Here is a 14,050-nt window from a genome sequence, read left to right as displayed (position 1 = left end):
CTATGTTGGCGGGGATAGCTACTATCCGGTGACTGAAGTAATGAAGGTTTAACTGGAACAACGACGTCTAGGCAGGCGAAAGATTTGTAAGTAGGTCTGGAGAAGATAAGGTTTGGCTCTGCATGAGAATGTGAACGCTGGAACATAAATCCAATTGAGGCATTAACTATAACTTGCTGCAGTGCTGTGCCAAAGCAATAAATTTAGTAAAAATATGATGGCTAGATTTGATAGGTTGATTTATAGGGGTTGTTATGTGTTTTGCAAATTTAAAGATACTCAACTTTCGTGATTTTGAGACAGTTAATATCCCTCTGACGGGCAACATAGTCTTGTTGGGCGAGAACCTCGTCGGTAAGAGTAATCTTCCATTAGCGATTCGCCTGTTCAACCTTATGATAGATAGATATTAATGGTGTGATTTATAAGGGAATGTACAATCATGAAAATGTGCCAAATACTAACAGGAGTTTTATGATGATTGATAGATTAGAACTTACAAAAAACATTCAATTCTATAACTTAATAATACCAGAAGACAATCGAAACAGAACAATAACAGACGTTGAAATAACTAATATTTTGGATGCTGCAGATGACAATATTGAACCTGGTAGTGATTACCTATTAGAGGAATTTAGAATTGAAAAAAGATTAATTGAAAATGATATCCCGTATAAATATTCATTGCGAATCTTCCCAACACTCAAGCCAGTGTATTTTATTGGGGAGATCGAGGGCGGAGAGAACTACCAAGATAAAATTTATGCTTTTATATTAATTCTTGAGTTTGATAATAGTGTGGCAATAATAAAGAAAAGCTGTGCAAATATTTCAGATGATATTGAAAGAAGTTTTAATTTAGTATCGAGTAATTTATTGGCTAGCACCTTTAATGATTCTGATGTTTTATTCCAAAAAATATCCACAAGAACAATAACTAATTCAGATAAGGCAATCAGAAATAGATCTGCAGAATCAGCAGATCTTAAAGGTTCTTACTCTACTCATGCTGCTGGCAGGTCAATACCTTACTACTTAAAACTTAGGCAAGGTGCAATAATTAAGACAATCTCTGGTTCAGGACGATTGGTAGAGGCGTCACAGAGAGTTAATTTCGATGAAATTGCGACATGGTCTTATAATCAACTTTGTCTGATAAGGCAAGGTGGAGGGGTTAAGGACTTCCTCAATTCTTTTGCAAAACAAAAAGATTTAAGTGAGGTTTTAAGCTCTACTGTGCCAAGTGCCTTATTAATAGAAAGTACTTCATTATATGAAAAGTTACAATCGGAAGGCGCCATACTAAAATACAAATTGCCTGATGGATCCGATTGCATTCTAAATGAAATACAAGTAAATCGGTTGCTTCATAAACTTGAAAAAGTTTATGAAATAAAACCTGACTTGACTATTCAAGTGCCGCTTGGTAAGGCTAAGGTACGAAAAAACAACAAAACACTAACGATTGACTCTACTGTTCTAAAAAAAATAAAAGTTTCGTACAACTCTAAAGATATAACTTTGCAAAGTTTTATCTTTAAAAATGGTTTCTACAGCATTACGTTTACTGACCCATGCTATATGTATTTTATGGGTAATTGTTTCGAAGACTCTTCAGGCATATCGGAAATCAATAGCATATTAGAAATGCTTGTCCCTAAAGCTAATATAAAAAACGTTTTAAGTGAGAAAGGTTTGCTTTTAAAAGGAATGGATAAGTTCTCTAATGATTCCATGTTTGATGTGGTGGAAAACATTCATAGTGGGGATGATTACATTTTTTGCGATGACTTAGGGAATGAATGGGCAGACCATATCACATTTAATAAAGCGGATTCATGCATTTGTTTCATTCATTCAAAGCATGGTGACAAAAGCACATCAGCAAGTAAACTTCATGACGTTGTTGGTCAGGGTATAAAAAATCTTGGATATATGTATTTTAACACTGCTGATTTTACTGTTAAATTAAAAACAAAATTTAATAAAAACTATACTGGAGTTTACAATAAAAAGTCAGTGTCAACCAAGATAAAAAAGGTAAGAAAAGGTGACACTAAAAACATTAAAAAATACCTTGACGACCTTTTTAAGGATGTTAAATTGCATAGAAAATGCATTCTTAGCTGTTCATTTTTATCCAAAAAAGAGATAGAACGCGAGTTCATTAATTTGCGAAGAAAAAAACCGGTTAAGCCTCATGTGATTCAACTGCTATGGATCTTGTCTTCTTTTTCTCATGCTGTAAAAGAGGCTAATGCTGTTCCAATTATTTATTGCGATAACTAGAAAACATTTTGAGAGGGGTAGAAAACCTCTCAAAACAATACCGATGAATATTCCTAATTTATACTATCGATTGGAGGTTTGGAATTTGTTTGAAAGGTGCATCAAACTCTATGTATCCAATCTCAATAGATTAAATTTCAAGCTCTATACAGCATGCTTTATTTAGAAGGAGACAATTGATACTACTCTTTTGATCAGGTATCAATCGCAGAGCTATGAGAATAAATAATAAAAAACTCATAAGCTGAATTGATGAGCTTTAAGTTACGCGCCAACAGGAAGGCAACTGATCCTATAGGATAATCCCTTGAAAAGTCAGCACTTGAATATGTGGGATTTTATCATGACCTTAAATAAGGCTGAGGCCAGAAATACGCGGGCTCCCGGCATCAGAGCGCCTAGCTGCCAGGCAATCCCCGAGCAAACCGCAGTTGGCTTCGCTGCATAAGTGGTTGATAGAGAAAAGCGCGACACTGTCGTAGAAATCCCGGTTGGGGGTGGCGTTCGCTTATGCGTTCAATCAGTGGGGTGCTCTGTGTTATTACTGCGATGACGGGCCGGTGGAACCTGATAATGATGATGCGGAGCGGGCGCTGAGAGAGGTCTGTCTGGGGAAAAGAATTATATATTCTTCGGTAGTGACAATGGCGGTGAGCGCGGCGCACTGCTTTATGGGCTGATAGGCACGTGCAAACTCAATGTATTGACCCTGAGGCTTATCTGCACCATATCCTGGCGTACTGCCGAAGGCGTCTACAAATAAAGTGGCCGAATTGCTGCCATGGAACGTGGTTCTCACCGATAAATAACCGTCAATACGGCGTTCACTTAACGCTTATCGATATAGTCATTCCATTTTTCTTCAAGAGATATACCCTTGTGGCGTAGCTTTATGCCTAGTGTGTACTCTCTAACGTCCGCTTTCGTTAAAGATGAGTGTCAGACTTGAATGTGTTCTACCTCAGAACACTGCTACATCAGGTCTGAAGTTATACAGTGAAATTCATTTTCTAAATCACAACCTTCAACCCATTTCACCGCTGCGAACCAAGGGGCGCTACGCCCGGCTATGTAGGTCATATCTTTTCCTTCCGTGTGCTTTTCGTTCCCGTATCAGCTTCCGGCTAATCGTTTTGACCTGCTCCCCGTTGATTAACACACCCCGATGTTAGTAATGTCTTCATAAGCCACATGAGGACATCCCCATGAAGAAGCGTTTTTCCGACGAACAGATCATCAGTATTCTCCGCGAGGCTGAAGCCGGGGTTTCTGCCCGTGAGCTCTGCCGTAAGCACGCCATTTCCGACGCCACCTTTTACACCTGGCGCAAGAAGTATGGCGGTATGGAAGTGCCTGAAGTTAAGCGCCTGAAGTCGCTTGAGGAAGAGAACGCCAGACTTAAGAAGCTGCTTGCCGAAGCCATGCTGGATAAGGAGGCACTTCAGGTGGCTCTGGGGCGAAAGTACTGACGACAGACCAGAAGCGGGAAGCCGTTGAGTTTATGTGTGATGCGACCGGTCTGTCGCAACGTCGTGCCTGCAGGCTTACAGGCTTGTCTCTGTCGACCTGCCGCTACGAGGCTCAGCGTCTGGCAGCTGATGCGCATTTATCAGGGCGCATTATTGAGCTGGCACTTGAGCGCAGGCGTTTTGGCTACCGCCGTATCTGGCAGTTACTGCGCCGTGAAGGCCTTCATATTAATCACAAGCGCGTGTACCGCCTTTATCATCTCAGCGGGTTGGGCGTAAAACGCAGACGACGTCGTAAAGGACTGGCAACGGAACGTCTGCCGCTGCTCCGCCCGGCGGCGCCCAACCTGACCTGGTCGATGGATTTCGTCATGGACGCGCTGGCAGCCGGTCGCAGGATCAAGTGCCTGACCTGTGTGGACGACTTCACGAAGGAGTGTCTGACAATTACCACCGCATTCGGGATTTCAGGCGTTCAGGTCACGCGTATTCTGGACAGCATTGCACTGTTTCGAGGCTATCCGGCGTCGATCAGAACTGACCAGGGGCCGGAGTTCACTTGCCGCGCACTGGATCAATGGGCCTTTGAGCATGGTGTTGAGTTGCGCCTAATCCAGCCGGGCAAGCCAACGCAGAACGGATTTATTGAGAGCTTTAACGGACGATTTCGCGATGAATGTCTGAATGAGCACTGGTTCAGCGATATCGTTCACGCCAGGAAAATCATTAATGACTGGCGGCAGGATTATAACGAGTGTCGTCCACATTCGGCACTGAATTATCAGACGCCATCAGAGTTTGCAGCACGGTGGCGAAATGGAAAATGTGAAGGTAAACAAACCGACATTACTAACTGAAGGTTGTATCTAATCCTGGGGGCAGGTCAGTTTCCCAACACAACCCGTCCCGCAAGGGTAAATAGCACGCATTCTGCGCCCTTGCGGGCCGGAACGATGTCGGGAAAGCGAACCGTCAGGCGATTCGAAGACGAAAATCACACCACTGACGGAGAAAAAATCATGACTATTTCCCTGCATACCCAGGCTAGCGCCCCTAACACCGCAGCAGCGACCAGCGTATCCCCGCTGGACCCGTCAGGCTCCTCAAAAACGAAATTTTCCAAAACCAAAACTGATATTTATCAGACCGTCACTGACAGCATCATTGCGGCACTGGAAACTGGTGTTAAACCCTGGGCGTGTCCGTGGCAGCGTACCCCTGGTATGTCGGGTTTACCGTCCAATTACGCAACTGGTATGGGTTACAGTGGAATGAATATCATGTTGTTGTGGTGCAGTGCGTCAGAACAGGGATTCAATGATTCGCGTTGGATGACCTACAAACAGGCAAAAACGGAAGGCGGGCAGGTACGTAAGGGAGAACACGGCACAACAGCTATTTTCTATACCATGTTGGAAAGGGAAAATAACGAAGGAGAAACTGACTATATCCCGATGCTGAAAACTTTTACCGTGTTTAATGTTGGGCAAATTGACGGTTTGCCTCTGAGTGACAAAGCAGTTTGCCCGGCAGAGACCTTTGAGTCGTTACCGCGTGCGGAAGCGCTTTTCCGTAACAGTGGTGCAACCATCATTGAGAAGGGACAAAACGCCTTTTTCGCACCGTCAACCGATGAAATCCATTTACCGGAACGTCGTCTTTTTAGCGATGCTGCCAATTTCTACGCTACGGGCCTGCATGAGCTGGTTCACTGGAGCGGGGCCAAAAGTCGGCTGAACCGAGAAATGAGAGGGAAGTTTGGCAGTGAGGATTATGCTTTTGAGGAGTTGATCGCCGAACTGGGAAGCGCGTTCCTGATGGCGGACCTGGGGATTGTCGGAGAGGTTCAGCATGAAAGTTATATTGCTTCCTGGCTGAAAGCACTGAAGAACGACAAACGCTATATTTTCAAGGCCGCCAGCGCGGCATCGAAAGCGCATCGTTATTTAATTGATAAAATCTGAGCAGGAAGTGGCCGCAAAGGAATGCGGCTTTGTGTGCAGGGATAGGCTTGACCAGTAACGCTGTAGAGACATGAGTGAGGCGGAGCGCAGCCAGGCGAGCACCGAACAGTCATGTCACTACAGTGGAATAAAGCAAGCCACACGGATAGGACTGAACGGGCAGCTATTCTCTGTTATCAGTAACTGCCTGGAGCGTCTGCAGCCGCTGCTCCAGGCAATCTAGTCTTTCTTCGAGGCCATGACTTTGCTGCTCAATATCTTCCAGCGTTTCTGACAGAAGATCACGTAGCAGCACAAAATTTGCGTGCAGGGCATATACAAAATCGTTGCCGCGTTCCAATAATGCTTCGCGCGGTATGTCCCGCAATGCGGAATGCGTCATCCATGTGACCAGCGCTTTTGCGCTCATTTCGGTTAGTACGTCCGAAAGTCGGTCAGTTTCTCTGTTCATTCTGGACTCCTGTCTATTCTGATGATGGGGGAGTATTTCGGTAGGGCATTACTTCTGGTCGTTGCACTGCTGGTGGGCTGGTTGGGGCAGTTGGTGAAACAGAACAACTATATGAAGTTGCCTAAATCCAGCCGTTGCAACTCGTCGAGCGTGTAGATGCGGAAGACATTTCGGTGGCGGGTTTCCAGCGGGATGTGCTGGTGGTTAACGATGACGTGCCGGATGCTGTCAAACAACCGTTCAAGACCGCGCTTTTTCTGCGGATCCGGCACGATATAGAAAACGTAAATCCAGTCTTTACGGGTCCGGGCCAGTAAATGGCTGGCGATGATCGACTGATAACGGGCTTTAGTTTTTAGGCGGCGCTCGGTCTCTATGGCGATCACGGTGCCGCCGGGAAAGGTGATCAGCCCATCCGGCCGGTGACTGACCTGGTAACGACTGAGGAAGGTTGTGCGATCGCCGTTGATCCACCCGGATGCGCCTTTTTGCTCAAGGGTGATCCGGGCGACCTGATTATCGAGGTGATGCTCCAGCGTCCAGCCGGTAACTTTTGACGGCTCAAACCGCGCCGGGAAAAGTGCATCGTCGGGTGTTAACACAACGGCTATCCCGTCACTGGTAATGCCCCACAATGAAATTTTCATCGTGCGTGATACCAGGACGTGCTTTTGTATTAACCCCATGCCCTCGACTTTTGAAAGCAGGGAATACAGCGATTTATGATCCCTGAAGCCGAAGAGAAGCATCAGTGTTTTAAAGTCACTGTACGTCTCTTCTTTCAGGAAATTCAGCAGTTTTTGTATTTTTTCGCGGTGTCGCGTCTGGCGTTCGCGGTATGCGGTGATCAGCATCATTCCCCCCTTTAAAAATCCAGCAATGACGGGTTATCCTCTTTATCGGCAATCGGTGTTGTTGTATCTTTTTCGTCCGTATCAAAAAAAAGATCAGGCCGAGTTTTGGTGATATCCGGCGTTGATGACGGTCGGGGGGAGGTTTCCTCCTCGTTAAAATCCAGGGTGATGTTTACCGTTGCGGCGCTGGCGGCAATCGCGGGCGACACTGCACTGATCTCCAGTTCGCGTTTTTTCACCCTGATGGGCGAAATCAGCGAAGCAGCCGGGAGTGCTTTTGTCGTAAAGATGAAGCTGACAAAATCGGGTAGGTTCAAGATCATATTGCTGTCGGTAAAGAAACGCTCGGCCTGCCTGATGGTGCGTTCATCGTCGATAGTCTCTGTCAGCACGGCATCGGTTTTCGCTTTGCGGACCTCATCATCGACTAATATGGTGCCTGACATCCTGGCTACCCATTCCGCGGTGTCCGGGTCCATGACACGGTAAACCAGTTTGAATTTGGCGTTCTCAACCACCGCACCGACAACGGCGTCACCTTTCAAATCTGCCGGACAATCTTTTAAATCGGCAATCGACTGATGGTCCATAATAATATGCACGCCTTTATCGCGTGCCGCGCCTAAACCTTCCAGCGCGGGCCTGGATAAATGGTATTTCAGTTCCGAAAGATAAATAGCAATGGGGCGGGGCACGTCTTTCACTCGCTCACGCCTTTCTGCCAGCTGGTACAGGCGAACCAGCAGCATGCGCTGCGCGGTAATGATTTTGCTGTTGCGCATTGAACCAATCACATAACAGCAACCACCTTCCTCAAATATCGTATTAAGCGAAAATCCGGTGGGGGCATTAATGGCATTGAGTAAGGCCAGCTCTTCAATTTTCCCGAAAAAGGCTTTTATCTTATCTGCAATGCCCTGAACGTAGTCTCCGTTATACACATCCCGAATGGTTGAGGCAGTATTACGGGTGACAAACTGCGCGGCTATCCGGGCCGCTTTCCGGTCATCAATGCGATAAAAGTCCGACTCCTGACCTTTCTCTGCCAGACTGAAACCAGCAACAAAAAGCTCTTCCAGTTCATCGGCGGTGATCTCTTCAATCAGGTTTAACTGGTATGCCTGTTTCCTCAGGTCAATTAAGGCAAAGGGCTTCCCTGCATCTTCACAGGCTTTTCGGTAAAGGTGTGGTGCCCATTCATCATCCTTGGGGTCCATAACAAATACGCCTTCACCGGCCAGAATACTTTGGTAAAGTAATATCCCGGTGGCAACGCCTTTACCGGCGCCGGTGGTGCCGATGATATCCGCGTGTTGTTTTTGCCAGTCTTTTAACGGCAGGTACATCGGCTGAATATCGCGGTCCATGCCAATAAATAACCCTTTGTTCAGGTCGATATAATCCAGCGGGTCATAATGCAATGTTTCCGGCAGCAGGGATTTCACAGTACGGACATCGGTGCGTAATTCCCGTTCAAGCGTGGTTTTCCTGACGAGGCGTTTCTTTATTTTATCTAATTCAGGGGTTAATACCCTGCGCAGCAGAATATGGAAAATAAAACCTGTTACGGTAAAGGTAATCAGCACCGGCCATGCCAGAACGGGAATGCTGGCGATAACACGGCCCCGATAAAGCCACTGGAAAATCCAGATAAGTACCGGCCCCATCGTACCGCAAAGAAAACAGACTATGGAGAAAGCAATAATCAGCTTTTGCCACAACGGGGCTTTTTGCCGTTCATCGCTTTTCATCGACGCGAAAAACGGCATCGTCAGCCCCGATAACAGCGCTAGCATCAGCTGATGCTGTTGCATAAAAGCAATGAAGCTCAGCGCGCCATTCACTATCGGCGACAGTGAAACGGCCAGCTTATTCAAAATCACGATGCCTCCTTCGTCAGCAGTTCGCCCCATGACATCGCCCCATCAGTTCGCCCCACGGTGTTGGGCGAAAAGGCGGGGCGAGCGTATGGGGTAAAGAAGGTGGCCGCGTTGCGGCCATGTGCAGGGAAGCATGCTTTCCTGCACGAAACGGCGTGCACCAGTACATGCGGGCTGGACGCCCTTATGGCCTGTCACATGGGGGTAATGTCGCGGCTGGACGCCGTGCCAAAACCCCCAACGTCAACGGCGGCACACCGTCGCCCGCTACGCGCGACCACCCCCTTTAAGACGGTCGCTTTCGCCTTTTTCTTCCCTTTACTCGTTCCTCGTAGCGGGAATAAAAGGGAAGCTGACCTTTAAAGAGGGTGGTCGCGCCACGCTACCGGCTTTTGGCCGGAGACTTATCTGCGACGGTGTGCGGGGCGATGCCCCCCAAATAAACCGCTGTCGTGGGCGACAGCTTTTCGCTCGCTGGGGCGGCGAAATTTATCCGGCTCCCCCGGCCTGCAAAATCCGCGTGGGCGCGGCTGTTTGCAGGTGAGGCGCGGTGCCTGAATTATTTTCGCTCCTTAACCCGCGAAAATATTTCTGTCCGCTGCCTCATTTTTACGGCCCCTGTTTCTTCGCTCCTTAATCCGCGAAAAACAGAAGCCATAAAAACCTGAAAACCGTCACGCTCTCCGCCCGTCTCGCCAGTATTAACCACGAACGCGGCCATATTTACTGATGACCTGACTGATAGCCGCCGGGTCTGCCGAAACACATTCAAGTAAAAACGATTTTCTGGCATCGGCCGTATGGTCAGGAAGAAAACCGTGTTTATTCTCTTTCACGATATTAAAGAATGCCCGTTCAGCGGAATGACATTCACTGCTGCCGCTGTTTCCCGTTGTTTTACCGTACATGCATAAAACCACTTCGCAGGCTTCAGCGGTCGTTGCGGATGTTGAACATGACGCCATAACGCCGAGAAATAATAAGGAGAGTATGACTTTCTTCATTTCAGTCACCGGTATGATTAATGAAAGGTTGCGTATTTAGGGTAATGTTATTTGCCAGAGTTATTGTCTGAATGCCTCTTTCATGCTTTTTAAATGAACTGGCTTAAAGTAAATATCACTCATCCGGCGCACATCGCCGTGTATGTCAATACTGACGATGACATCAATGCTTTTAAGTACCTTGCGTAACAGCACATCAAAAGGAATATTCCGGCAGTCGGGGTTTTCATAGCAGCGGTCAATGATCCCTTCAATACATTCTTCCGGGCTGCCTGCATGCAGGGAGGTGATTAATCCCTCATGCCCGGAACCAATAATTTTAAGCGCGTCCCATGCCTCCCGCCCACGAATTTCCGCCAGTAATATCCGGTCAGGGTTCATCCGATAATTAGCACGGATCAGCCTGCCGGGGGTGACAATGGCATTATCCCCGCCATCCGCCGGGTAAAAAAGATGCACATAATTGGCGTGGTGATAAAAATGGATTTCGGGATTATCTTCGATTGTGGTCAGCCGAAGATGCAGTGGAATATAATGCAGCAGCGTTTTCATATAGGTGGTTTTACCGGAGCCGGTTTCACCCACAATAAAAATCGTTTTGCCATATTCCACGGCCTTTTCCATAAAACGGGGGATATTCCCGCTGTGATATAACTGAACCAGTGCATCATCCTGGCTTTCCGTTCTCTCCTGACCAGCCACACGCTGATAAAATCCTGCATCAATCCATGACTGATGTGTTTTCTGCTCAAACGAAGGCTTGCGCAGCGTAATGGATACCGTATTACGCTCACAGGCCGGGGGAATAATCGCCTGAATACGTTCGCCGGATCTTAATGTTGCAGAAAGGATGGGTGATGTATCGTCAATATTGTCGTCTTGCCAGGATGCCAGCGCCCTGGCAAAGGCATGACACTGACGCAGCGTGATCGGGGATGCCTGTTTATGCCAATTCCCCCGGATTTTCGTATGCAGTTCGCCCGGTCGGTTAACGGCAATTTCTGTCAGGCCATCCTGCGCAAGAAAATCACCAAAGAGCCGGTTTTTCATAAAGTCCAGTGACAGGTTTTCAGCGTTCATACCATTTCTTTTTCAGCCGTAGTTGATAAACAGAGGAAAAATCAATATCCGTGCCGGTCATGATGCCGATCACATCGCCCTGGTTCAGGTACATCGTGGGCGGGATACTGATGCTGTTTTCCAGCGTCGTTTTCGCCATTTCCGCCGTGGCGGCGCGGGTATTTTCGGTATAGTCGGTATTGCGGTCTTTACCCGGCGCGGCATCTGATGCCGCTGCTGCCACGTCCTGTACGGTACTCAGCATCAGGGCGTTGCCGAAACGCTCCCAGAAATGGCTGTCGATCCAGCCCGTGATCCCCGCCTCGCCAAGCGGGCCGGTGGCCTGCGTATCGGTGAGCGGGATTTGCAGGCTGCCGGGCTCCGGCGTGCGCAACTCCGTCCACAGTACAAACATCCGGCTGCGCCCGTGTTGCAGTGCCCCGGTGCGGTAGATACCACGGGCAACTGTTCCCGCCGGGATCAGCATTACATGGTTACTGGAGCTCCAGACATTCTCACCGATCAGGCAGGAGATATGACCGCCAACATCGGACACGAAGCGCCGCATCATCGAACACGGAATATAGCGATCCACCGGGATATAGAGATCGGGATCAAGGCCCAGCCGCCTGACACCGGTGACGCGTGCGACGCCCGGATTGTCGTTGTTATTGCTGCCTGCCGGTGCTGTTGTATCCGGGCAGCGCAGGCGTCCATCTTCGCCACTGACCAGTACCGACTGACAGGATGTGTACGCCGTGGAGGCTGACGGGCTGCCCGACGTTCCCGCATTGCTGCGCGATCCGCTTCGGGACGTGCGTATATCGTCGCCTGACCCTGTACTGCCGCTGTTCAGCCCGTCTGCCAGCGCTGCCGCCTTGTTCAGGGCGGGTGGCCCGGGCGGCAGGGCTGGAGTGGCAGGGGGGCTCTGACTGGCAGGGGCTACGCTTTCCTGCCTCCCTGGCCCGAAGAGGCCAAACGGATTACTGTCCATGCCCAGATTTTTACGCTCCTGCTGCACCGCCCCGGAGGAGGGCGGCGACGCGGTGTCAGATTCTTTCTCATCACCCCTTTTCAGGGCGCTGAGAAGACGATCGCCACCGGATGCCAGCGCGATGACCAGGACCAGACTCAGCAGGCTGACGATCAGCGTGCGGTGACCGGAAGCTTTACGGAAACGGGTCACTTCCGGCTTACCGGGCGGCGTTTTCTGCTCCGGCTCCTGATATGCCATTGCCGCGCGGGCGCGTTCACGGGCTTCCGCTTCCCGTTCGGCGGTGGTTTTTTCCGGTTCGTCCGGGAAAGATTTGTCGGTCATTTTGCCTCCAGCGTAACGGACGGCGAAACGGTGTCACTGTTGGTCAGCGGGATACGCCCGAATCCGTCGTTTTCGATCCCCACCACTGAGCTCCCGTAGCGCAGAACCAGCTGCGGAGATGCCGGAACCACCATCACGGTGTAGTTGCCCCGTTTAACCGTTCCGGGCGTGACCGCCTGCTCCTGACCGTTAACCACCCGGAAAACGGAAGGCAGGGTTTTCGCGGGAGAAAAACCGATATAAGCAAAACGACCGTCATCCCAGGCAAAGTCCGGGGCAATGGAGGCTGAACCGGCGGCTACACGCCTGGTGTAGCGCCAGTTGCGCGGCGTGGCCGGATGCCGGAATGCCGACGCTATCCGCTGTCGGTCCAGCGCTTCCTGCTGTTGTTGCTGGCGGGTGGCACTGGCGGCGGCTGACTTTTTCCGCAGTTCGTCAGGATAGTGGTAGCGGATAATGAATGCCTGGGCGGGAGAGTCTTTATCCAGTACGTTCAGCTCCAGGCTGTAGTCGCGTTTCGATGTCACCACGAACAGGTTGGTTTTCCAGTCTTTTGCCGTCGGCAGAAAGACCTGGCTGATGTTGTTGCCGCTGGCATCCGTGACTGGCTGGGCGATGGGATTCGGGCTGACACCCACCCGGTTATCGCTTTTCGTCACGGTCCAGCCTCTGAGAAAACCCGCCTGCGCATCGATGACTGTTTCATCGTCATCAAATACCAGCATGGTGACGTAGCCGGGTCGGGTACTGACGACCGTGACGTTCTGGCTGTTGTACGTGACGTTCTGCATCCGGCTGTCATACGCGCTGCCGCGCGGTGTCGCCGAGCTCCATGCCACGCATGACGCCAGTAAACCCGTGAGGAGCAGAATGTGTTTCAGCATCATTCCCCCCTCAGCTCTTTGTCGCGCTGGTAGCTGGTGACGATAAAGCCCAGCGGGTTCACTTCGCGCTGGCTGTCGGTCAGTTGCCGGTGCGGGACGTAGCGGTATGTGAGGCGGATATTCCAGACATCCGTTTTCACGGAATTATCAGCAATACGGCGGATAGTGCGCTTGATACGCAGGGTTGCCAGATTATCCGGCCCGGTGGCAGGCGCATGCACATTGGAAATAATGTCGATATCAACAATATATTCCGCCTTGTTAAAAATCACGTCCGGTGCCTGGTCGCCGTTAAACCCGTCCAGATAGTCCCGGTTCACGCTGTCGCTGTTAAATAACTGCACGTCGTCATAATCACGCTGGAGGGAGAAATAATTATATCCTTCGCGGAGCCTGACATAGTGTGCTGCCAGTGAATGCGCCAGTGCCTTTTCAGACGAAATATCCCGCTCCTTTACGCGCGTCATATATTCATAGCGCCCGGTTTGTTTATCCACTGACCATAATTCAGTGTCGGTGGTTTTCAGCGGCAGCAGAATAATAATGGTCGCAATCGCCATTGCGGCCAGAATCAGTCCGGCAGCGGCCACCCGCCAGGCGGTTCTTCGGGAACGCTCTTCCTTTTCCAGCAGGATGGATTCAAAAGAGCGGGAAACATTAACAATGTTCTGAATATCAGACATGGTGAGTGAGCTCCTGAATGATGGCGGGGGAATTTACCGGCTCGGGTTCGCCGGATACCGGCGGAAGGTCGCCCTGATACTGTACGCAGCCCGTGAGCGCGCACAGCATCAGAAGGAAGATGCTGAATTTCATGGAAGTTCCTTATTACAGGGATGCAGAAATGCCGCACCGGTGGCGCAGGCCACGGCGTG

The 14,050-nt window shown here is 49.6% G+C and carries 12 protein-coding genes and 1 pseudogene; 4 read left to right on the top strand and 9 right to left on the bottom strand.

Translation table 11 applies throughout. From position 1 onward, the window contains the following. The first annotated feature begins 474 nt into the window (after positions 1-474). The 4 genes and pseudogenes from H0S68_RS15945 to H0S68_RS15930 all read left to right on the top strand — a co-directional run bounded on the left by H0S68_RS15945 (position 475) and on the right by H0S68_RS15930 (position 5,725). Complete coding sequence (locus tag H0S68_RS15945) at positions 475-2,292, top strand: hypothetical protein (RefSeq protein ID WP_227514810.1); 1,818 nt, start codon at positions 475-477, stop codon at positions 2,290-2,292. Positions 2,293-2,651: 359 nt separating this feature from the next. After that, positions 2,652-3,101: pseudogene (locus H0S68_RS15940) on the top strand (IS66 family transposase); the annotation flags it as partial. Between the two features lie 396 nt (positions 3,102-3,497). Next, positions 3,498-4,618, top strand: a protein-coding gene (locus tag H0S68_RS15935) for an IS3 family transposase (RefSeq protein ID WP_089184586.1) whose coding sequence is annotated in 2 segments (ribosomal slippage) — positions 3,498-3,756 and positions 3,756-4,618 — 1,122 coding nt in all. Because the reading frame shifts where the segments join, the coding sequence is not laid out codon by codon here. A 162-nt stretch (positions 4,619-4,780) separates the two neighbouring features. Beyond that, positions 4,781-5,725, top strand: a complete 945-nt coding sequence (locus tag H0S68_RS15930) for an ArdC family protein (RefSeq protein WP_064793693.1) — start codon at positions 4,781-4,783, stop codon at positions 5,723-5,725. Positions 5,726-5,888: 163 nt separating this feature from the next. On the opposite strand, the gene H0S68_RS15925 is transcribed toward H0S68_RS15930, so the two are convergent. From H0S68_RS15925 to H0S68_RS15885, 9 genes are all read right to left on the bottom strand, one after another. Then, positions 5,889-6,176, bottom strand: coding sequence for a hypothetical protein (locus H0S68_RS15925; protein WP_064793694.1), 288 nt, complete (start codon positions 6,174-6,176; stop codon positions 5,889-5,891). Positions 6,177-6,283: 107 nt separating this feature from the next. Beyond that, positions 6,284-7,030, bottom strand: a complete 747-nt coding sequence (gene mobC, locus H0S68_RS15920; RefSeq protein ID WP_064793695.1) for a MobC family replication-relaxation protein — start codon at positions 7,028-7,030, stop codon at positions 6,284-6,286. Positions 7,031-7,041: 11 nt separating this feature from the next. Further along, positions 7,042-8,913 carry a type IV secretory system conjugative DNA transfer family protein gene (locus H0S68_RS15915; RefSeq protein ID WP_064793696.1) on the bottom strand — a complete coding sequence of 624 codons (1,872 nt, stop codon included), beginning with the start codon at positions 8,911-8,913 and terminating at the stop codon, positions 7,042-7,044. Positions 8,914-9,611: 698 nt separating this feature from the next. Then, the gene (locus H0S68_RS15910) at positions 9,612-9,914 is read right to left on the bottom strand and encodes a TrbM/KikA/MpfK family conjugal transfer protein (protein WP_072032071.1); all 303 of its coding nucleotides are present in this window, start codon (positions 9,912-9,914) and stop codon (positions 9,612-9,614) included. Between the two features lie 60 nt (positions 9,915-9,974). Further along, the gene (virB11, locus tag H0S68_RS15905) at positions 9,975-10,994 is read right to left on the bottom strand and encodes a P-type DNA transfer ATPase VirB11 (protein ID WP_048762574.1); all 1,020 of its coding nucleotides are present in this window, start codon (positions 10,992-10,994) and stop codon (positions 9,975-9,977) included. Continuing rightward, positions 10,984-12,291, bottom strand: coding sequence for a VirB10/TraB/TrbI family type IV secretion system protein (gene virB10 / locus H0S68_RS15900; protein ID WP_048762575.1), 1,308 nt, complete (start codon positions 12,289-12,291; stop codon positions 10,984-10,986). Before virB10 ends, virB11 begins: the two co-directional genes overlap by 11 nt. Then, the gene (gene virB9 / locus H0S68_RS15895) at positions 12,288-13,178 is read right to left on the bottom strand and encodes a P-type conjugative transfer protein VirB9 (RefSeq protein ID WP_410528834.1); all 891 of its coding nucleotides are present in this window, start codon (positions 13,176-13,178) and stop codon (positions 12,288-12,290) included. The genes virB10 and virB9 overlap by 4 nt, the downstream gene beginning before the upstream one ends. Then, a complete protein-coding gene (locus tag H0S68_RS15890; protein WP_040206884.1) occupies positions 13,175-13,858 on the bottom strand; it encodes a virB8 family protein in 684 nt (227 codons plus the stop codon). The genes virB9 and H0S68_RS15890 overlap by 4 nt, the downstream gene beginning before the upstream one ends. Further along, entirely contained in the window at positions 13,851-13,991 is a 141-nt protein-coding gene (locus H0S68_RS15885; RefSeq protein WP_040206882.1) for a hypothetical protein, read from the bottom strand. The genes H0S68_RS15890 and H0S68_RS15885 overlap by 8 nt, the downstream gene beginning before the upstream one ends. Positions 13,992-14,050 lie beyond the last annotated feature (59 nt).

It is taken from the genome of Serratia sp. AXJ-M (assembly GCF_046531865.1).
GTDB lineage: Bacteria > Pseudomonadota > Gammaproteobacteria > Enterobacterales > Enterobacteriaceae > Serratia > Serratia liquefaciens.
The sequence above is the reverse complement of the archived record's forward strand: the minus strand, read 5'-3'. Positions and strand labels throughout refer to the sequence as shown.